This is a genomic window from Providencia sp. PROV061 (genome assembly GCF_011045655.1).
Classification (GTDB): domain Bacteria; phylum Pseudomonadota; class Gammaproteobacteria; order Enterobacterales; family Enterobacteriaceae; genus Providencia; species Providencia hangzhouensis.
Map to the genome: position 1 here is coordinate 3450126 of NZ_CP042861.1, position 20171 is coordinate 3470296.

Here is a 20171-nt window from a genome sequence, read left to right on the forward strand (position 1 = left end):
TAAATTGCTTTTTTTTACTACTATAGGTTTTAGATGGTGGGTCGTGCAGGATTCGAACCTGCGACCAATTGATTAAAAGTCAACTGCTCTACCGACTGAGCTAACGACCCATCTAAATTGCTTTTTTACTACTATAGGTTTTAGATGGTGGGTCGTGCAGGATTCGAACCTGCGACCAATTGATTAAAAGTCAACTGCTCTACCGACTGAGCTAACGACCCATCTAAAACTAAATTTCTTTCTGTTTTTCGAGATTTTCGGCTAACCGTATTCTCGTATCAACGGCGGCTTATATTACTGATTTCTGACGAGGGTGCAATGATTTTTTTGCAAAAAAAGATTAAACGCACACTTATCATACTGATAACCCCGAAATATTCGGTAATATTGCTTCGGGGCCATAAATTAAAGTGTACTCAGCTTTTTTTCGGCTAATTTTGAACCAGCACTGTTTGGATATTGTTTCAATACCTGTTGGTAAACAGCTTTCGCTTTATCTTTTTGTCCCTTATCTTGCATGATCAGCCCAACTTTATATAAGGCTTCGCTGCTTTTTTGGGATTTAGGATACTGCTTAACTACAGTGGCGAAATAAAAAGCAGCATCGTCTTTGCTACCTTTATTGTAGTTTAACTGCCCCAGCCAATAGTTGGCGTTAGATTGATACCCAGACTTAGGGTAGGCTTTAATAAAACCTTGTAATGCACCTATTGCTTGGTCAATTTGAGCTTTGGATTTGCTTTCCATCGCTAATTTGACTGCAGCATTGTAATCATCTTTCTCATTTCCACCTGTATTGGCCGCTGCCGTAGGTGTCGCTGAGGAAGATGATCCATTTGATGCGCTAGTGTCAGGTGTTGCTGTATCGCCTGAGGTTGCTGAATTACCACCGCCCGCATTGTCTAATTGCATGTATAAATCTTTCTGACGCTCAATGACTTGATTCAATTTGTATTCACTTTCTTGAATCTGACCACGTAACATGTCGATATCGCGTTGATTGTCAGCGAGTTGCTGTTGAATTTGATACAGAATTTGACCTTGAGAGCTAACTGCTGTCTCAAGTTGGGTAAGGCGATCTGCTGTTGAACCAGATCCGACATTGTTGATTGGCGCTTGGGCAATAGCGGCCCAAGGGGCCGCTACGCCAACCAATAACGACAGACCGACTAGTAAGTGTCTGAAGTTACTGTTCATAATAGATAATTTCGCTTATCTATTAGTATGCAATGACTGCACGACGGTTTTTCGCGTAGTCTGCTTCAGTGTGACCTAACACAGCTGGTTTTTCTTTACCGTAAGAAACCAGTGAAACTTGGTCACCAGAAACACCTTTGCTTTGCAGGTACATTTTAACTGCATTAGCACGACGCTCGCCCAGCGCGATGTTATATTCTGGAGTACCACGCTCATCCGCATGACCTTCAACAACAACACGTACAGATGGGTTGCTACGCAGGAATGCTGCGTGTGCATCTAACATTTCAGCGTACTCTGGAGATACGTTGTATTTGTCAAAGCCAAAGTAAACAGTGTTGTTTTGTTGCAGCTGTTCCATTTGCTGACGTGCCAGCTCTTCCGCAGACAGACCAGTATTAGTTTGGTTAGTAGAAGTATCTACGCCATCTTGGTCATTGTTTTTGTTAGAGCTACAAGCTGCGACTGCCATGATTGGTAACGCGATCATCAGCCCTTTAAGCACTTTATTCAGTTGCATCGTTTTGATCCTTAATATTTTTTGCCACACATTATTATTATGCATCACAGATACGGCGACCAGGCAGGAAATTTAACCTGTCCATCGGTAGCCGGAAGACGCGCTTTGAAACGCCCGTCGGTCGAAACTAGCTGCAATATAGTCCCCAAGCCTTGAGAGGAGCTATAAATTACCATAGTGCCGTTAGGTGCGATACTCGGCGTTTCATCTAGGAACGTTTTCGTTAAAAATTCAACGTTATTCGTTGCCAGATCTTGTTTGGCGACATGTTGCTGACCGCCACCGGAGCTGACCATCACTAAGAAAGTACCATCCGGGCTAACATCAGCGTCCTGATTTTGTGTTCCTTCCCAGGACACACGCTCAGGGCTGCCACCATTAATATTCATTTTATAAATCTGCGGACGTCCTGCCTGATCTGAAGTATAGACTAAAGTTTGGCTATCTGGCATCCAGCTTGGCTCGGTATTGTTACTACGACCATCGGTTACCTGACGAATTTGCCCACTCGCTAAGTCCATTACATATAAATTCAAGCTGCCTGTTTTAGACAATGCAAATGCCAGTTTAGTCCCATCCGGAGAGAATGCAGGTGCCCCATTGTGACGAGGGAATGATGCTACCTGACGAACCGCTCCTGTCGATAAGGTTTGAATGACAAGTGCTGAACTGCCGCTTTCAAATGTAACATAAGCCAGTTTTTCACCATCTGGTGACCATGCTGGCGACATCAAAGGTTCTGGTGAACGGTGAACCGTAAACTGGTTAAAACCGTCGTAATCAGAAACACGTAATTCATATGGATACTGACCGCCTTTGTTGACAACAATATAAGCAATACGTGTACGGAATGCACCACGAATACCTGTCAATTTTTCAAAGACTTCATCACTTGCAGTATGCGCTGCATAACGTAACCATTCTTTTGTTACTTTATATTGGTTCTGAGATAAAACAGCACCTGGGTTAGCCGCGACATCAACTAACTGATAGCTAACAACAAAGCTACCATCTGCTGCAGGCTGTACTTGCCCCACAACAACTGCGTTAATACCTAACGCTGTCCACGCTTCAGGAATCACTTCAGAAGCGGTACCCGGTTGTTGAGGCATACGGCTTGGTTCGATAGGGTTAAATTTCCCGCTATTGCGTAAATCAGCACCGACTATTTGGCCGACTTCTTGTGGTGGTGCACCGGCACCTGACCATTTAAACGGAACAACACCAATAGGTTGAGCTGAGTTAACACCTTCAGTGATCTCAATACGTATTTCAGCCTGAGCCACTGTCGCCCATAGCATTAGGAACCCTAAAACTACTTTAAAAGCCTGCTTCATTCTTATCTCCCTTACTGCGGATTATTTACTACCGCAATAATTCGCTGAATTTTAACAAAGGTATAATAACAAAACTAGATACCACACAAACTATTTATGCTATTGCCTTAATAATATCAATACAGACTGCTCTGAGTTATTGAATATTAAGGTTTAAACACAACCGTGCTACCTGCTTTATTAAACGTATCATAGACTTCTCTGCTAGGTGGTTTAGGCATCGTTGCAAGTTTTGCTGCTCGGATTGCTGCATCACAGAGTGCCGCGTCATTGGCCGGGCTATTTTTTGGTGTAATACTCACCAATAACCCATCTGGCGCGAGCTTTAATTGAAGTTCACAAGTACGCCCACGGAAAGTATCTGAATCATAAAACTTACTTTGGATAGCCGCTTTGACTTTACCAGCATAGCTGTCCACATCAGCATTGGATGCCCCTGATTTTTTACCGCCACCTTTTCCAGCCGCAGCTTCGCCACCTTGCTTGCTAGGGCCTGATGCCGTTAAATCACCAAGCAAATCGTCAACGGAAGCCGCATTTTTTGCAGCCTCAGCCTTAGCTTTTGCCGCTTTGGCTTTCGCTTCTTTATCTGCTTTTTCTTTGGCTTCCTTATCGGCTTTAGCTTTAGCTTCTTTCTCAGCTTTTACTTTAGCGTCCTTTTCTGCTTTTTCCTTGGCTTCTTTTTCGGCTTTCTCTTTAGCTTCTTTTTCAGCTTTGGCTTTCGCCGCTTCTGCTTCTTTCTGAGCTTGTGCCTCAGCTTTCGCCTTTTCAGCGGCTTGCTCTTTAATTAATTTTTCTTTTTCTGCTTTCGCTTTCGCGGCAGCTTCTTCAGCTATTTTTTGCTCTTCCTTCGCTTTTTTAGCCGCTTCTAACGCTTTCTTCTGTTGTTCTTCGGCTTGCTTTTGTTGCTCCGCCGTTGCACGCTCAGTTTTAATACGCTCTTCTTCAAGCTGCTGAAGACGCTTTTGTTCCTTTTCTTGCTGCTCTCTAAGCTCAGCCTCTTGCTTTTGTTCTTGCTCTTTACGCTCTTTCGCCGCTTGTCTGACGTTATTTTGCTGCCTTTGCATTTCTTCATATTGCTCAACAACCACGCCAGGGTCAACCATCACCGCATCGATGACAGTTCCCTCTTCTCCGCCACCACCAAGTTTGACGACGGAAACTAAAGAGCCTATAACAATCAAGCCGATCAATAGGACGTGCAATACAATTGACATCACTAATGATCGATTTAAGTTATCTTTTTTCTCTTTTGTCTTTCCCACTCTGGTATCCAAAAAAAGAATTGTGACTTATTCAAACGACAATAACCCAGCCTAAATAGGCTGAGTCATCAAGCCAACCGATTTTATCCCTGCGCTGTGTAATATATTCAGCGCCTTAATCACTTCTTCATAAGGGACTTCTTTTGCTCCACCAATCAAGAAAATCGCTTTTGGATTTTTCTCTAATTGAGATTTTGCTTCTGCCGCAATTTGCTCTGGTGGTAACAATTCTAAAACCTCACCATCAAGACGCATATTATATTGGCCAACCCCCGACACTTCTAAAATAATCGGTGGGTTATCACTTGATGAGACGGTTTGTGTATCTGTTGCATCCGGCAATTCAACTTCCACACTTTGAGAAATAATCGGTGCTGTTGCCATAAATATCAGCAACAGTACCAACAATACGTCCAGTAATGGAACAATGTTGATTTCGGATTTCAGCTCACGTCTGCGACTTGTGCGCGCCATTCGCTTATCTCCCCCGTCTTATTTCTTATCAGCAGAGAAAGCTTGACGATGCAAGATGGCTAAAAACTCTTCCATAAAGTTATCGTAGTTTTGCTCTAATTTGCTGACACGTAAGTTCAAACGGTTAAATGCCATAACTGCAGGGATCGCTGCAAACAAACCAATTGCGGTTGCAATCAATGCTTCAGCAATACCCGGTGCAACCATTTGTAATGTTGCTTGTTTTACCGCGCCCAATGCAATAAATGCATGCATAATCCCCCAAACGGTACCAAATAAACCAATATAAGGGCTAATTGAACCAACAGTACCTAAAAATGGGATATGTGCTTCAACTGATTCGAGTTCACGATTCATTGAAATACGCATTGCACGGGAAGCTCCCGTCACTACTGCATCTGGCGCATGAATATTCGCTTGGTGTAAACGAACGAACTCTTTAAAACCAGAATGGAAAATTTGTTCGGCACCACTCAATTCATCACGGCGAGCTTGGCTTTCTTTATATAAGCGCGATAACTCGATACCTGACCAGAACTTATCTTCAAATGCTTCAGCCTCACGAGTTGCCGCATTTAAAATTTTCGTTCTTTGAATAATGATCGCCCATGATGCGATAGAAAAACCGATCAAAACGAACATAATGAGCTGAACCAAAAGGCTCGCTTTAAGGAATAAATCCAGGATATTCATGTCAGTCACTGTTTAAACTCCGCGACAATAGACTTAGGAAGCGCAATCGGCTTCATTTTTGATGTGTCCACACAAGCAATAAGGGCATTTGCCCCACAAAGCAGGTTACCTTGCGAATCAACTAACCTTTGCTGAAAAGTTAATGAAGCGCGTTTCATTTCAATAATTTGCGTTTCAACTTCCAGCAGGTCATCTAGCTTAGCGCCTTTGACAAAATCAATTGTCATGCTTCGCACAACGAAGCCAAGGTTTTCAGCAAGCATACTTTGTTGATTGATACCTTTATTTCGCAGCATTTCGGTTCTTGCTCGCTCAAAAAAGGCTAAATAGCGTGCATGATAAACAACACCGCCCGCATCTGTATCTTCATAATACACGCGAACAGGCCAGCGAAATAACATAACAATCACTCCGTCTTAGGTTAAATTAATTAACGGTGCCACTATACGCAAGACAGTGCCAGTTTGGAATCACTTTGAAAGTAAAGATATCAAAAATAATTATGGGTCCATTGACCCATAATTAGCAATTAGAATTATCTAAAGACCTGAAAAAGTCCCCAAATAAGAATGATGGCAGCTGGCAATGGATGGAAAATTGCACGGAAGATAACTTTTTTAGGTTTAAAACCCACACCAAAAATCATCGCGGTACATGTTGCCCATATTAACAACAGCCCTTGCCATATCTGAAATGAACTCGTTTTCGCAGCAAATAGGGTTGGATCCCACATGACTGCACCTGCAGTTACTAAAGCTAAAATAAGGATAAGGGCCCTTATCGGCCCCTTATCCAATAGCTGATAGGTTTTATCCACCAGCATTTTTATTACTCACCATCTTTAGCTGTTTTAGAGTCTTCTGAGTGCTCTAATGCTAATGCTGCAATCACTGCAAAACTACAAGCTAACAGCGTGCCGAGGATCCAGGCGAAATACCACATAGTTATGCTCCTTAATACAGTGAGTGCTTGTTGCCTTCGATGAAGTTTTTGTCCAAACGACCGAACATTTTATAGTAACACCATGCGGTGTATGCCAGTACGATTGGAACAAAGATAATAGCAACAACAGTCATCACTTGCAGTGTGAACAAGCTAGATGTTGCATCCCACATGGTCAAACTTGCGTTTGGCATGATGCTTGAAGGCATGATGAATGGGAACATTGCTACACCACAGGTTAAAATGATACAAGCGATAGTTAATGAAGAACTCACAAACGCCCAACCATTTTTGTCTGCTTTACTAAACAGCATTGTGATTAACGGTAGTACTACACCCAGAGCAGGCAACGCCCACAGAATTGGGTAAGTGTTGAAATTAGTCAACCAAGCACCTGATTCAACTGCGACTGTCTTGTTTAGTGGGTTAGAAACACTCAATGTATCGATAGTTGAAGTAACAACATAACCATCAATACCCATTACTAACCAAACACCTGCGCCTGCGAAAGCAACTAAAGTAACTAATGCACAGATATAAGTCGCTTTACGAACACGTAAGTACAGTTCACCCGTGGTACGCATTTGCAAATAAGTTGCACCTTGCGTCACAATCATCATTAAGCCGACAACACCCGCTAACAGACCATATGGGTTTAGCAGACCAAACAGGTTACCTGTATAAGTCAGGTACTGCTGGTTATCGATTTGTAGTGGAACACCTAATAACAGGTTACCAAACGCAACACCGATAACTAATGGTGGAACGAAACCACCAATAAACAGACCCCAGTCCCACATATTACGCCATTTTGGGTTCTCCAGTTTTGAACGGTAGTCGAAACCAACCGGACGGAAGAACAGTGCTGCTAATACCAAAATCATAGCGACATAGAAGCCGGAGAATGCCGCAGCATAAACTTGTGGCCATGCAGCGAACATAGCACCACCCGCGGTGATTAACCAAACTTGGTTACCATCCCAGTGCGGTGCAACTGCGTTAATCATGATACGGCGTTCAGTATCTGTTTTACCTAAGATAGGTAATAAGAAGCCAACGCCCATGTCAAAGCCATCTGTGACAGCAAACCCAATCAGTAATACACCGATAAGGATCCACCACACAAATCGAAGAACTTCATAATCAAACATAAGTGGACTCCTATTTACTGAACGTCGTGTGCAGAAGTGTTTTTCTGTTCAAAGTGGTAACGACCGGTTTTCAGGCTACTTGGCCCTTTACGAGCGAATTTGAACATTAAGAACATTTCAGCAATTAAGAACAGTGTGTACAGACCACAGATCAATACCATAGAGAAGATCAGGTCATGGGTTGTCAAGTTGGAGTGTGCAACCGAAACCGGTAACACTTCACCAATTGCCCATGGCTGACGACCATATTCAGCAACGAACCAACCCGATTCAATTGCAATCCATGGTAATGGAATACCGAGTAGTGCAATACGCAGCAATAGTTTATTTTGACCAATACGGTTACGAACTACTGACAGGAATGCCCAGCCAATAATCAACAGTAACAGGAAGCCAACACCAACCATGATACGGAATGCCCAGAACAGAGGCCCAACGTTAGGAATACTATCTTTCACTGCTTTTTGGATTTGAGCTTCAGTTGCATCAACAACATTTGGTGCATATTGTTTTAACAGAAGACCATATCCAAGATCTTTTTTGCTTGCTTCGAATGCCGCACGCAGTTCAGGATCTTTATTACCTGCAAGAAGTTCTTGTAACTGACCGTATGCAATCATACCGTTACGAATGCGAACTTCGTGTTGTTTCATTAGGTCTTTCAAGCCTAAAACAGGTGTGTCGACAGAACGGGTTGCAATGATACCCATCGCCCAAGGAATCGAGATAGCAAATTTATTTTCTTGTTTCTCGGTATCTGGCCAAGCGATTAAGTTAAACGCGGCTGGAGGAGCATGAGTTTCCCACTCAGCTTCAACGGCTGCAAGTTTCGTTTTTTGTACGTCACCCATTTCGTAACCTGATTCATCACCAAGAACGATAACAGATAGAACCGCTGCAATACCAAAACTTGCCGCAATTGCAAAAGAACGCTTAGCAAAAGCAACATCACGACCTTTAAGCAGGTAGTAAGAGCTAATACCTAAGATAAACATTGCACCGGTACAATAACCTGCAGCAACTGTGTGGACGAATTTAACTTGTGCGACTGGGTTCAAGACTAGCTCAGAGAAGCTAACCATTTCCATACGCATGGTTTCAAAGTTGAAATCAGCAGCGATTGGGTTTTGCATCCAACCGTTCGCGACCAAAATCCACAAAGCAGAGAAGTTAGAACCTAAAGCAACTAACCATGTTACAGCAAGGTGTTGTTTTTTGCTTAAACGATCCCAACCAAAGAAGAATAAACCAACAAAGGTAGATTCTAAGAAGAACGCCATCAAACCTTCGATTGCAAGAGGTGCACCGAAGATATCTCCAACGTAGTGAGCGTAGTAAGACCAGTTAGTACCGAATTGGAACTCCATGGTCAAACCCGTTGCAACACCCAGAGCAAAGTTAATACCGAATAACTTACCCCAGAACTTAGTCATATCTTTATAAATTTGTTTGCCTGACAGTACATATACCGTTTCCATGATCGCAAGCAAAAACGCCATACCTAGCGTTAATGGTACGAACAGGAAGTGATACATCGCAGTTAAGGCAAACTGTAATCGTGACAGTTCGACAATATCAAACATCTTGACTCCTTGCTCCTAGCAGGAAGACACCGACTTGCGGCAACCCAGCTTCCAGTTTTAAATACTTAGAAAGCCTCTTAACTACCAGCAAAAAATGCCTCAAAACAACAAATAATTAACAAAATTAAAAGAACAAACGTTACTATAATAATAGTACGCCTATCTTCACACACAATAAACTTCTTTTACGTGACTCAGATTTGAATTCTGAATTTACATCAATAATTATACCCTTTAATAGAAAACCGAGTATTTGATCGAGCACCAATTTAAGCAATTTGAACAAATAAAGCCAGAGGCAATGAATTGATTTACGTCAATTTTTTTCCTGTTGTTAATTGATATACCTGTCAGTCAATTAATGGTTATTTACTTGTTAAAATGCTGTTATTGATAATGATACAAATGTTCTTAATTTTTCCAAAGATTAACAAAAAATATAATCATTGAATTAAAGCCTCGAAAAAAGAATATTTAATTTGTAATAGTATCTTATTTTAAACTTATTATGAATTTTATTAATATAGCCGTTTTTATCAACTAAGCGGTTATATTGGTTTAATTGAATTGCCGTCAATATTATAAAATTGACATGCCGCAATTTTGCTATTTTTTGCACAAAATGCGATTAGCGCCTCCCCTACTCGTCTAATTGCCCCTCATTATCAATTTTCCTTCATATAAGCCTGTAATACGCATTTTTAAGTATAGACACTCTTTTCAGAAAACCGCATAACCACATAAAATTTGTTTGAAATATTTTTGTAAACCATAAAAAAACCCGCGCTCACATGAGCACGGGCTTTCGTCTCTTACTCTTGCTAGTTGCCTAGCGAATCACTTATTTGTTCAGTAATGATTTTACTGCATCACCGATGTCTGCAAGGCTACGAACAGTTTTCACACCAGCCGCTTCTAATGCAGCAAATTTCTCATCAGCTGTGCCTTTACCGCCAGCGATGATTGCACCTGCGTGCCCCATACGTTTGCCTTTTGGTGCAGTTACACCTGCGATGTAACCGACAACAGGTTTAGTGACGTGCTCTTTAATATAAGCCGCCGCTTCTTCTTCTGCGTTACCACCGATTTCACCGATCATGACGATAGCTTCAGTTTGCGGATCCGCTTGGAATAATTTCAGGATATCAATGAAGTTTGAACCTGGGATTGGGTCACCACCAATACCTACGCAAGTCGATTGACCTAAGCCTGCATCTGTTGTTTGTTTAACAGCTTCATAAGTCAACGTACCTGAACGCGAAACGATACCGACTTTACCTGGCATATGGATATGACCAGGTTGGATACCAATCTTACATTCACCCGGAGTGATAACACCTGGGCAGTTAGGCCCAATCATACGAACGCCTGCTTCGTCTAATTTCACTTTCACTGTCAGCATATCCAACGTTGGGATACCTTCAGTGATGGTGATGATCAGTTTAATGCCTGCATCGATAGCTTCTAAAATAGAATCTTTACAAAATGGTGCTGGAACATAGATAACAGAGGCTGTTGCGCCCGTTGCTTCTACAGCTTCACGAACAGTGTTAAATACAGGTAGACCTAAGTGAACAGTGCCACCTTTACCTGGAGTCACACCACCGACCATTTGCGTGCCATAAGCAATCGCTTGTTCTGAGTGGAATGTACCTTGACCACCAGTGAAACCTTGGCAAATTACTTTAGTGTTTTTATCGATTAAAATAGACATTATTTAGCCTCCGCTGCTGCTACTGCTTTCTTAGCTGCATCTGTCAGGCTATTTGCAGCGATGATGTTCAAGCCGCTATCTGCCAGTTTTTTAGCACCTAACTCTGCATTGTTACCTTCTAAACGCACAACTACCGGTACATTTACGCCAACTTCTTCAACTGCACCAATGATGCCGTCTGCAATCAGGTCGCAACGAACGATACCACCAAAGATGTTAACAAAAACCGCTTTCACGTTTTCATCAGAAAGAATGATTTTAAATGCTTCAGTTACACGCTCTTTTGTCGCGCCGCCGCCAACATCTAAGAAGTTAGCTGGTGCGCCGCCGTGTAATTTAACGATGTCCATCGTACCCATTGCAAGGCCTGCACCGTTAACCATACAACCGATGTTGCCGTCTAATGCAACATAGTTCAGTTCCCACTGAGCTGCTTGTGCTTCACGCGCATCTTCTTGTGATTCATCACGCAGTTCACGGATTTCAGGTTGGCGATATAACGCGTTGCTATCGATACCTAATTTACCATCTAAGCAAACTAAATCACCCGCAGTGCTGATAACCAGTGGGTTGATTTCAGCTAATGCTAAATCACGTTCTAGGAATAATGTTGCTAGACCCATGAAAATTTTTGCAAATTGGCTAACTTGTTTGCCAGTTAGACCTAATTTGAATGCTAACTCACGACCTTGGAAAGGCATTGGGCCAGTCAATGGGTCGATAATCGCTTTGTGAATTAACTCTGGGGTCTCTTCTGCGACTTTCTCAATTTCCACGCCACCTTCGGTAGAAGCCATGAACACAACGCGGCGAGTGCTACGGTCAACAACAGCACCTAAATAGAGTTCTTTATCAATGTCAGTCGCAGTTTCAACTAAAATTTGGTTTACTGGTTGGCCATTAGCATCTGTTTGATAGGTAACTAAGTTTTTACCTAACCAGTGTTCTGCAAACGCTTTAACTTCATTGATATCGCTAGTGACTTTCACGCCACCCGCTTTACCACGTCCACCAGCGTGAACTTGGCATTTAATTACCCATGGGCCGTTACCAATTTTTTTAGCTGCATCGACGGTTTCAGCAACTGATGAACAGGCATAACCTGTCGGTGCAGGCATCCCATAACGTGCAAACAACTGTTTTGCCTGGTACTCGTGTAAATTCATGATGTTCTATCCATAATTGAGTCTGAAGAGGCGTTTATTCGCCTCCTGCAATTGTTACTGATTTAGCAACCCGCGAACGGGTTGCATCGGTTACTTCAGACCGGGCAAGTTGTACCCTGCCCTGTTATGTTGCTATACGTCCAGCAGTAAACGAGTTGGGTCTTCCAGCATATCTTTGATAGCGACTAAGAAGCCAACTGACTCACTACCATCGATTAAACGGTGGTCGTAAGACAGTGCTAAATACATCATAGGAAGAATTTCTACCTTACCATTTACAGCCATAGGGCGGTCTTTAATCGCATGCATGCCTAAAATCGCGCTCTGTGGTGGGTTAATGATAGGTGTAGACATCAGAGAACCGAATACGCCACCGTTAGTGATAGTGAAGTTACCACCACTTAAGTCTTCGACAGTTAATTTACCGTCACGACCTTTGACAGCCAGTTCTTTAATTTTCTTCTCGATATCAGCCATGCTCATTGCATCGACATCACGCAGCACTGGCGTTACCAGACCACGTGGTGTTGATACAGCAATACTGATATCGAAATAGTTATGGTAAACCACATCATCGCCATCAATAGAAGCATTCACTTCTGGGTAGCGTTTCAGTGCTTCAACCGCAGCTTTAACATAGAAAGACATAAAGCCTAAACGGACACCATGACGTTTTTCGAATACTTCGCCATATTGTTTACGTAAGTCTTTGATTGGTTGCATGTTGACTTCGTTAAACGTCGTCAGCATTGCAGTCGTATTTTTCGCTTCTAACAGGCGCTCTGCGATACGTTTACGTAAACGAGTCATTGGAACACGTTTTTCACTACGGTGCGCTAATGGCGCTTGTGGCGCTTCTGGTGCTTTCGCCGCAGGTGTCGCAGATTTATTTGCCGCTAAATGTTTTTCAACATCTTCACGAGTTAAACGACCGCCAACGCCAGTCCCTTTGATATCCGCAGGGTTTAAATCGTGCTCTGCAATTAAACGACGAATAGCTGGTGTCAGCGCATCGTTGCTTTCTGTTTCTAAACTTGCAGTTTGACGTTGTGCAGGTGTTGACTCTTGTGCTTCTTTCACTTCAGCTGGAATGCCAGTGCTATCGCCTAAACGAATGCGACCCAGTAACTGCTTAGACAATACTGTTGCACCTTCATCTTCAACGATAGCTTCTAATACACCCGCTTCGCTTGCAGGAACTTCTAAAACGACTTTATCTGTTTCGATCTCAACCAGTACTTCATCACGCTGAACACTGTCACCTGGTTTTTTATGCCATGTGGCAACCGTAGCATCTGCAACGGACTCAGGAAGATCGGGAACAAGAATTTCTACGCTACTCATTTTCTATCCTTTAATTATTCAATGTTCAAAGCGTCATTAACCAGGGCTTTTTGTTGTTCCTGGTGTACGGACGTATAGCCAACTGCTGGAGATGAAGAAGCAGCTCGACCTGCATAACGTAAAGTTGCCCCAGCTGGGATAGCTTCACGGAAATTATGTTGACTGCAATACCAAGCACCTTGGTTTAATGGCTCTTCTTGACACCATACAAAGTCTTTTACATCAGTAAATTGCGCCAACGCTTTTTGGATATCTTCGTGTGGGAACGGATATAGCTGTTCGATACGCACGATAGCAACGTCAGTTTGTTCATTTTTACGACGCTGTTCTAACAGATCGTAATAGACTTTCCCTGAACACAGAACGACGCGTTTCACATTTTTCGGATTGATTTCATCGATTTCACCGATAACTGGCTCAAATGTACCATTAGCCAATTCTTCCATGCTAGAAACCGCTAACGGGTGACGCAGCAGAGATTTTGGTGACATCACAATCAGAGGACGGCGCATGCCACGTAAGGCTTGGCGACGTAACATGTGATAAACCTGAGCTGGTGTTGATGGCACACACACTTGCATGTTTTGGTCAGCACACAGTTGCAGGTAACGTTCTAAACGTGCAGATGAGTGCTCTGGCCCCTGACCTTCATAACCATGAGGCAGTAGCATTACCAGACCACACATACGACCCCATTTTTGCTCACCAGAGCTAATGAATTGGTCGATAACCACTTGCGCACAGTTAGCGAAGTCACCGAATTGTGCTTCCCAAATAGTCAATGCGCGTGGTTCTGTCGTTGCATAACCATATTCGAATGCTAATACGGCGTTTTCAGTCAGAACAGAGTCCCAAACATTAAAAACACCTTGCCCGTTATGGATATTCTGCAGTGGGACGTAAACTGAACCATTCGTTTGATTGTGAATAACTGCATGGCGATGGAAGAATGTACCACGGCCCGCATCTTCACCCGATAAACGTACAGGAACACCTTCATCAACCAATGTTGCGTACGCTAAAGTTTCAGCGGCGCCCCAGTCGAGAAGTTTTTCACCTTTCGCCATTTCGGCACGGTCTGCATAGATTTTCTCAACACGAGATTGCGCAACCACGCCTTCTGGAATAGTACTGACTTTAGTTGCCAGTTCAGTTAGGCGTTTAATATCAACGGTTGATTTGTATGATGCATCCCATTCATGGTTTAAATATGGAGCCCATGTGTATGAGTTCAGACCCATTTCACGGTATTCTTCAACCACACAGTTACCCGCATCTAACGCATCACGATACAGATTAACCATTTCAGTGACATCATTAGCACTTAACACATTTTCTGCAATTAAACGGTCTGCATAAATTTTACGTGGTGTTGGGTGCTGTTTGATTTTTTGATACATCACTGGCTGAGTTGCACTTGGCTCATCCGCTTCGTTATGCCCATGACGGCGATAGCATACTAAATCAATCATAACATCGCGTTTGAACGTGTTACGGAAATCCAGTGCCAAACGTGTTACAAATGCCACTGCTTCAGGGTCATCTGCATTCACGTGGAAAATTGGCGCCTGCACCATTTTAACGATGTCAGTACAGTATTCGGTTGAACGTGTATCTTTTGGATTTGAAGTAGTGAAACCAATTTGGTTATTAATTACGATACGTACAGTACCGCCAACTTCATAACCACGTGCTTGAGACATATTTAATGTTTCTTGCACAACGCCTTGGCCAGTTACTGCTGAGTCACCATGAATGGTAATTGGCAGAACCATATTGCTGCGGCCTTCATCCAGACGGTCACGACGAGCACGTACTGAACCAATAACTACAGGGCTAACAATCTCAAGGTGAGATGGGTTAAATGCTAATGCTAAGTGAACACGAGAACCTGCGGTTTCAAAATCAGAGGAGAAACCTTGGTGATACTTAACGTCACCCGCACTAGAGTGGTCTTTATGTTTCCCCGCGAACTCATCAAATAATTCGCCAGGTTTTTTACCTAAGATATTAACTAGAACGTTTAAACGACCACGGTGAGCCATACCCAAAACAACTTCACGGGTATCTTGCTTGCCTGCGTGGTGGATTAAATCTTTCAGCATTGGGATTAGCGAATCACCACCTTCCAATGAGAAACGCTTGGCACCTGGGAATTTAGCCCCAATGTAACGCTCAAGCCCTTCAGCTGCCGTTAATTCTGCTAAGAAGCGTTTTTTCTCTTCTACTGAGAAAATTTTAGATACGTCTACAGATTCAAGACGCTGCTGAATCCAACGTTTTTCTTCTGTATTTGTGATATGCATATATTCAGCACCGATAGAACCGCAATAAATACGTTTCAGGTGCTCATATAGCTCACTCAGCTTCATGGTTTCTTTGCCAATAGCAAATGAACCCACATTGAAGGTTTCATTGAAGTCTTCTTTCGTCAGGTTGTGGAATGCTGGGTCTAAATCTGGAACAGATTCACGTTTCCAAAGACCTAACGGGTCAAGATTCGCATTTTGGTGCCCGCGGAAGCGGAACGCATTGATTAATTGCAAAACTTTGACTTGTTTTGCGTCGATAGCTGGATCGCTAACAGAGGTGTGATAACGTGTAGAGTCTTTTGCTAAGCGACGGAAGTAATCGCGCGCTTGGGAGTGGAATTGTTCACCGCTAGTACCTAATGCCGCACCAGGTAGTTGATCAAAAATTGCTTTCCACTCGGCATCGACAGAGTTAGGGTCAGTCAGATAATCTTCATAGAGCTGTTCTATATAAGTCTGGTTCGCGCCTGCCAGAAAGCTTGAATCCAGCCAGTCCTTCATTACGCCGTTCTGCATTGTGATCCCTTAAGCTTTTAAAGCTTTAGTTTTCGCCGTGGTTAACTAATCGCCGCATTTAAGCGACCTCGATAAAGGTTCTCTTGGACGTGCTTTATGCATGTTCTCTCTTTGGGAGGCCCTTTATCAGTAAGGGTTTCCCTTTTAAGGAACCTTTAAAAACTGGCTGCGGTTTTTAAAGGCCCCTATGCTTGGGCTGTCGTCTTCATCTTTTTTTGCAGTTGGCTATTTTTTCTACTTTTTGCTGTTACTTTCTTTGCTTTCACTTTTTTACGCTTTTGTAATGACAACGTTTTAATAAGTACTACTTTTTATGGGTAACAATGTTACTTTCTGACGCTCTTTGTTGGTATTTCGTTTTCGCGCTTTTGTGAGCTTCCGCGCATTTAAATCATGTCATTGTTTTTACTTTACGCGTTTCTTTTAACTTATGTTTTTATTTTGTGCTATTTCATTTTAACCCACAGCACCTGAGCACTGCGGGTTAAATATGCATCATTAAGCACTATGTTTTAGTAACATAGATTTAATATGACCGATAGCTTTCGTTGGATTTAGTCCTTTAGGGCATACATTGACACAATTCATGATGCTATGACAGCGGAAGACACTAAAAGCGTCGTTCAGATCATCTAATCGCGAATCGGTTTCTGTATCACGGCTATCAATTAAGAAGCGATACGCCGCCAGCAAGCCTGCAGGCCCGATAAACTTGTCCGGATTCCACCAGAAAGATGGGCAAGAAGTCGAACAACATGCACACAAAATACACTCATATAAACCATCGAGTTTTTCACGTTGTGCAGGAGTTTGTAAATTCTCACGCGCCGGTGGGTTCTTATTATCATTAATAAGATATGGACGAATTTTTTCATATTGGGTATAGAATTGTGTCATATCGATGATCAGGTCACGTACAACAGGCAGACCTGGTAATGGGCGAATGACAATTTTCTTCCCACCACGGATTAACGCGGATAATGGCGTAATACATGCCAACCCGTTTTTACCGTTCATGTTCAGACCATCAGAACCACATACCCCTTCACGACAAGAACGACGGAAGGATAATGTTGGGTCTTGCTCTTTAATTTGGATTAACGCATCCAGCAACATCATGTCACGCCCTTCAGGAACTTCTAGCGTGTAATCTTGCATACGTGGTGCGTTGTCCACATCAGGATTGTAGCGATAAATCGAAAATTGTAATTTCATAGTTTATTTCTCCGCAACTGGATTAACACCACGCATTAGTAGGTACGAATTTTCGGTGGGAAGGCTTCACGCAGTTTTGGCTGCATGTTGACTTCACGACGCGTCATCGTTTCAGATTGCGGTAAATATAATGAGTGACATAACCAATTCGCATCATCTCGCTCTGGGTAGTCAAAGCGGCTATGCGCACCACGGCTTTCTGTACGGAAGTTTGCAGCTTGTGCCGTTGCATAAGCCGTTTCCATCAGGTTATCCAGTTCTAAACATTCGATACGCTGAGTATTAAACTCAGTCGAGGTATCATCAAGACGTGCATTTTGCAGGCGCTCACGAATCACTTTCAGCTCTTCTAAACCTTTCGCCATGGCATCACCTTCACGGAATACCGAGAAGTTATGCTGCATACAGGTTTGCAGTGCTTTACGGATTTCAGTTGGGTCTTCACCAGTACGTGCACCTTCCCAACGGTTAAAACGAGTCATCGCTGCATCGATATCAGATTCAGACGCATCACGCATTGAACCTTGTTCCATGATGGACTCTTTCAAATGCAGACCCGCTGAACGACCAAATACCACTAAGTCGAGGAGTGAGTTACCGCCTAATCGGTTAGCGCCGTGTACTGATACACAGGCAATTTCGCCGACTGCAAACAAGCCAGGAATGACTTCATCTTCACCTTTTTCGTTATAACGAATGGCTTGGCCTGTAACTTTAGTCGGAATACCACCCATCATGTAGTGGCAAGTAGGAATTACTGGGATTGGCTCTTTGATTGGGTCAACGTGAGCAAAGGTACGAGATAACTCAAGAATACCCGGTAAACGAGATTCCAGAACTTCTTTTCCTAAGTGATCCAATTTTAGTTTAGCATGTGGACCCCATGGGCCATCGCAACCACGACCTTCACGAATTTCAATCATGATAGAACGCGCAACAACGTCACGACCCGCAAGGTCTTTCGCATTCGGCGCATAACGTTCCATGAAACGCTCACCGTCTTTGTTCAGCAAGTAACCACCTTCACCACGGCAGCCTTCAGTAACGAGAACACCCGCACCTGCGATACCCGTTGGGTGGAATTGCCACATTTCCATATCTTGTAGTGGAACACCTGCACGAGCAGCCATCCCCACACCATCACCTGTATTGATGTGTGCGTTAGTGGTTGATTGGTAAATACGCCCAGCACCACCGGTTGCTAAAATAGTTGCTTTCGCTTTGAAATAAACTAATTCGCCTGTTTCCATACAAATTGCAGTACAACCTACAATATCGCCATCTTGGTTTTTAACTAAATCAAGGGCATACCATTCAGAAAAAATGGTCGTGTGGTTTTTTAAGTTCTGCTGATACAAGGTATGTAACAGTGCGTGGCCAGTACGGTCAGCCGCAGCCGCAGTACGTGCAGCTTGCTCACCACCGAAGTTTTTAGACTGACCACCAAATGGACGTTGATAAATACTTCCGTCATCAAGGCGAGAGAATGGCAACCCCATATGCTCTAATTCAAGGATAGCCTCTGGCCCTGTTTTACACATGTATTCAATAGCGTCTTGGTCACCGATGTAGTCGGAACCTTTCACGGTATCGTACATGTGCCATTCCCAGTTATCAGGGTGAGTATTACCTAACGCAACAGTAATACCGCCTTGCGCTGAAACAGTATGAGAACGGGTTGGAAAGACTTTTGACAGCAGAGCACATGACAGGCCCAACTGTGAAATTTGCAGTGCAGCACGCATACCTGCGCCACCAGCACCGATAACGATAGCGTCAAACTCTCTGATTGGCAGATTCATTTATGCACCCCACACAACAATTGTTCCGTAAATTAAATAAGCCAACAGACCTACAACGATAGCCAGTTGCAACACTAAACGAATTGCTAAAGGCTTAACGTAGTCAGTCAGCACTTGCCACATGCCAATCCACGCATGGACAAGAATCGAGAACAACGTGAGGATAGTGAATACTTTCGTCACAGAAGAGGCGAAAAAACCACGCCAGACGTCATAGGTAATGTCATTAATAGCAACAAAACCAACAATGTAGAGTACATAGAGCGCGATGACAATCGCAGAACCACGGATTAATAGCCAGTCCTGGATACCAGTACGGCCTAAAGCTGAAGCATTACTTACCATACTAAAACCCCCGCCAGAATTGCTAAAATCACGGTAATGACAAATGTAATTTTTGCAGATGAGTTACCAGCAGCAAGCGTTTCATCAACACAACCGAAATCCATTAGCATATGACGAATACCACCACAGATGTGGTAAGCCAAAGCCGTCAAGATGCCCCAAAGAATGAACTTAGCAAAAAAGCCAGTCATTATTTCAGACGCGTATTGAAAACCTTCTGGAGAGGAGAGAGATGTCCCTAACAACCAAAGCAGAATACCAACTGCGATGAGAGTAATGACGCCAGAGACACGGTGCAAGATCGAAGATATTGCAGTGATCGGGAAGTGAATCGTCTGCAAATCAAGGTTGACAGGTCTTTGTTTTTTCACAATTTTGCCCACACAGCTCTTTATTATTTTCCATCCTCCGGACCTGGGGTGGAAATCAGACAGCGACAGGGGGTACAAAATGCAACTTAACACAAACTCTAATCCATCATGTTTAAATAAAGTTGCATACTGATCACGCTGGGAACTCCTACTACAGGGTAATCCGGAGACCTGCCGCTAGTATAAAGTCTTCACAATGCCATTACAATTCCCACACAAAATGT

General features: G+C 43.1%; 19 protein-coding genes and 2 tRNA genes. All 21 read right to left on the reverse strand.

The genetic code is table 11. The features are described 5' to 3' along the window. Nucleotides 1-34 precede the first annotated feature (34 nt). A tRNA-Lys gene (locus tag FVA72_RS15890) sits at nucleotides 35-110 on the reverse strand. A gap of 35 nt (nucleotides 111-145) precedes the next feature. Beyond that, nucleotides 146-221, reverse strand: a tRNA-Lys gene (locus tag FVA72_RS15895). 184 nt (nucleotides 222-405) lie between these two features. Next, nucleotides 406-1197, reverse strand: a complete 792-nt coding sequence (gene cpoB / locus FVA72_RS15900) for a cell division protein CpoB (RefSeq protein WP_004256777.1) — start codon at nucleotides 1195-1197, stop codon at nucleotides 406-408. A 22-nt stretch (nucleotides 1198-1219) separates the two neighbouring features. Continuing rightward, entirely contained in the window at nucleotides 1220-1717 is a 498-nt protein-coding gene (gene pal / locus FVA72_RS15905; protein ID WP_004909091.1) for a peptidoglycan-associated lipoprotein Pal, read from the reverse strand. Nucleotides 1718-1761: 44 nt separating this feature from the next. Continuing rightward, on the reverse strand, nucleotides 1762-3054 hold the full coding sequence (gene tolB / locus FVA72_RS15910) for a Tol-Pal system beta propeller repeat protein TolB (protein ID WP_004256782.1): 1293 nt from the start codon (nucleotides 3052-3054) through the stop codon (nucleotides 1762-1764). A 146-nt stretch (nucleotides 3055-3200) separates the two neighbouring features. Continuing rightward, on the reverse strand, nucleotides 3201-4319 hold the full coding sequence (tolA, locus tag FVA72_RS15915; protein ID WP_004256784.1) for a cell envelope integrity protein TolA: 1119 nt from the start codon (nucleotides 4317-4319) through the stop codon (nucleotides 3201-3203). A 51-nt stretch (nucleotides 4320-4370) separates the two neighbouring features. Then, nucleotides 4371-4793, reverse strand: coding sequence for a colicin uptake protein TolR (tolR, locus tag FVA72_RS15920; protein ID WP_004256786.1), 423 nt, complete (start codon nucleotides 4791-4793; stop codon nucleotides 4371-4373). An 18-nt stretch (nucleotides 4794-4811) separates the two neighbouring features. Further along, nucleotides 4812-5495, reverse strand: a complete 684-nt coding sequence (gene tolQ, locus FVA72_RS15925) for a Tol-Pal system protein TolQ (protein ID WP_004256787.1) — start codon at nucleotides 5493-5495, stop codon at nucleotides 4812-4814. Then, nucleotides 5492-5887, reverse strand: coding sequence for a tol-pal system-associated acyl-CoA thioesterase (gene ybgC, locus FVA72_RS15930; protein WP_004256789.1), 396 nt, complete (start codon nucleotides 5885-5887; stop codon nucleotides 5492-5494). The genes tolQ and ybgC overlap by 4 nt, the downstream gene beginning before the upstream one ends. Before the next feature lie 134 nt (nucleotides 5888-6021). After that, a complete protein-coding gene (gene ybgE, locus FVA72_RS15935) occupies nucleotides 6022-6309 on the reverse strand; it encodes a cyd operon protein YbgE (RefSeq protein ID WP_004256791.1) in 288 nt (95 codons plus the stop codon). A gap of 5 nt (nucleotides 6310-6314) precedes the next feature. Beyond that, nucleotides 6315-6428 carry a cytochrome bd-I oxidase subunit CydX gene (gene cydX, locus FVA72_RS15940; protein WP_004256792.1) on the reverse strand — a complete coding sequence of 38 codons (114 nt, stop codon included), beginning with the start codon at nucleotides 6426-6428 and terminating at the stop codon, nucleotides 6315-6317. 11 nt (nucleotides 6429-6439) lie between these two features. Next, nucleotides 6440-7579: a cytochrome d ubiquinol oxidase subunit II gene (gene cydB / locus FVA72_RS15945; RefSeq protein WP_110591344.1), complete on the reverse strand. Its 1140-nt coding sequence runs from the start codon at nucleotides 7577-7579 to the stop codon at nucleotides 6440-6442. A 14-nt stretch (nucleotides 7580-7593) separates the two neighbouring features. Then, nucleotides 7594-9162 carry a cytochrome ubiquinol oxidase subunit I gene (gene cydA / locus FVA72_RS15950; protein ID WP_004256799.1) on the reverse strand — a complete coding sequence of 523 codons (1569 nt, stop codon included), beginning with the start codon at nucleotides 9160-9162 and terminating at the stop codon, nucleotides 7594-7596. An 841-nt stretch (nucleotides 9163-10003) separates the two neighbouring features. Then, nucleotides 10004-10876, reverse strand: a complete 873-nt coding sequence (sucD, locus tag FVA72_RS15955; RefSeq protein WP_004256808.1) for a succinate--CoA ligase subunit alpha — start codon at nucleotides 10874-10876, stop codon at nucleotides 10004-10006. Beyond that, on the reverse strand, nucleotides 10876-12042 hold the full coding sequence (sucC, locus tag FVA72_RS15960; RefSeq protein WP_004256812.1) for an ADP-forming succinate--CoA ligase subunit beta: 1167 nt from the start codon (nucleotides 12040-12042) through the stop codon (nucleotides 10876-10878). The genes sucD and sucC overlap by 1 nt, the downstream gene beginning before the upstream one ends. 132 nt (nucleotides 12043-12174) lie before the next feature. Next, nucleotides 12175-13386 (reverse strand): 2-oxoglutarate dehydrogenase complex dihydrolipoyllysine-residue succinyltransferase, encoded by a 1212-nt coding sequence (gene odhB, locus FVA72_RS15965; RefSeq protein ID WP_004256815.1) that lies wholly within the window; start codon nucleotides 13384-13386, stop codon nucleotides 12175-12177. Nucleotides 13387-13400: 14 nt separating this feature from the next. Continuing rightward, nucleotides 13401-16214: a 2-oxoglutarate dehydrogenase E1 component gene (gene sucA / locus FVA72_RS15970; RefSeq protein WP_004256820.1), complete on the reverse strand. Its 2814-nt coding sequence runs from the start codon at nucleotides 16212-16214 to the stop codon at nucleotides 13401-13403. 498 nt (nucleotides 16215-16712) lie between these two features. Beyond that, nucleotides 16713-17429, reverse strand: coding sequence for a succinate dehydrogenase iron-sulfur subunit (locus FVA72_RS15975; protein ID WP_004256824.1), 717 nt, complete (start codon nucleotides 17427-17429; stop codon nucleotides 16713-16715). A gap of 35 nt (nucleotides 17430-17464) precedes the next feature. After that, nucleotides 17465-19231 carry a succinate dehydrogenase flavoprotein subunit gene (sdhA, locus tag FVA72_RS15980; RefSeq protein ID WP_004256829.1) on the reverse strand — a complete coding sequence of 589 codons (1767 nt, stop codon included), beginning with the start codon at nucleotides 19229-19231 and terminating at the stop codon, nucleotides 17465-17467. Next, nucleotides 19232-19576 (reverse strand): succinate dehydrogenase membrane anchor subunit, encoded by a 345-nt coding sequence (gene sdhD, locus FVA72_RS15985; protein ID WP_004256832.1) that lies wholly within the window; start codon nucleotides 19574-19576, stop codon nucleotides 19232-19234. Next, a complete protein-coding gene (sdhC, locus tag FVA72_RS15990) occupies nucleotides 19570-19959 on the reverse strand; it encodes a succinate dehydrogenase cytochrome b556 subunit (protein ID WP_004256840.1) in 390 nt (129 codons plus the stop codon). Before sdhC ends, sdhD begins: the two co-directional genes overlap by 7 nt. Between the last annotated feature and the right edge of the window lie 212 nt (nucleotides 19960-20171).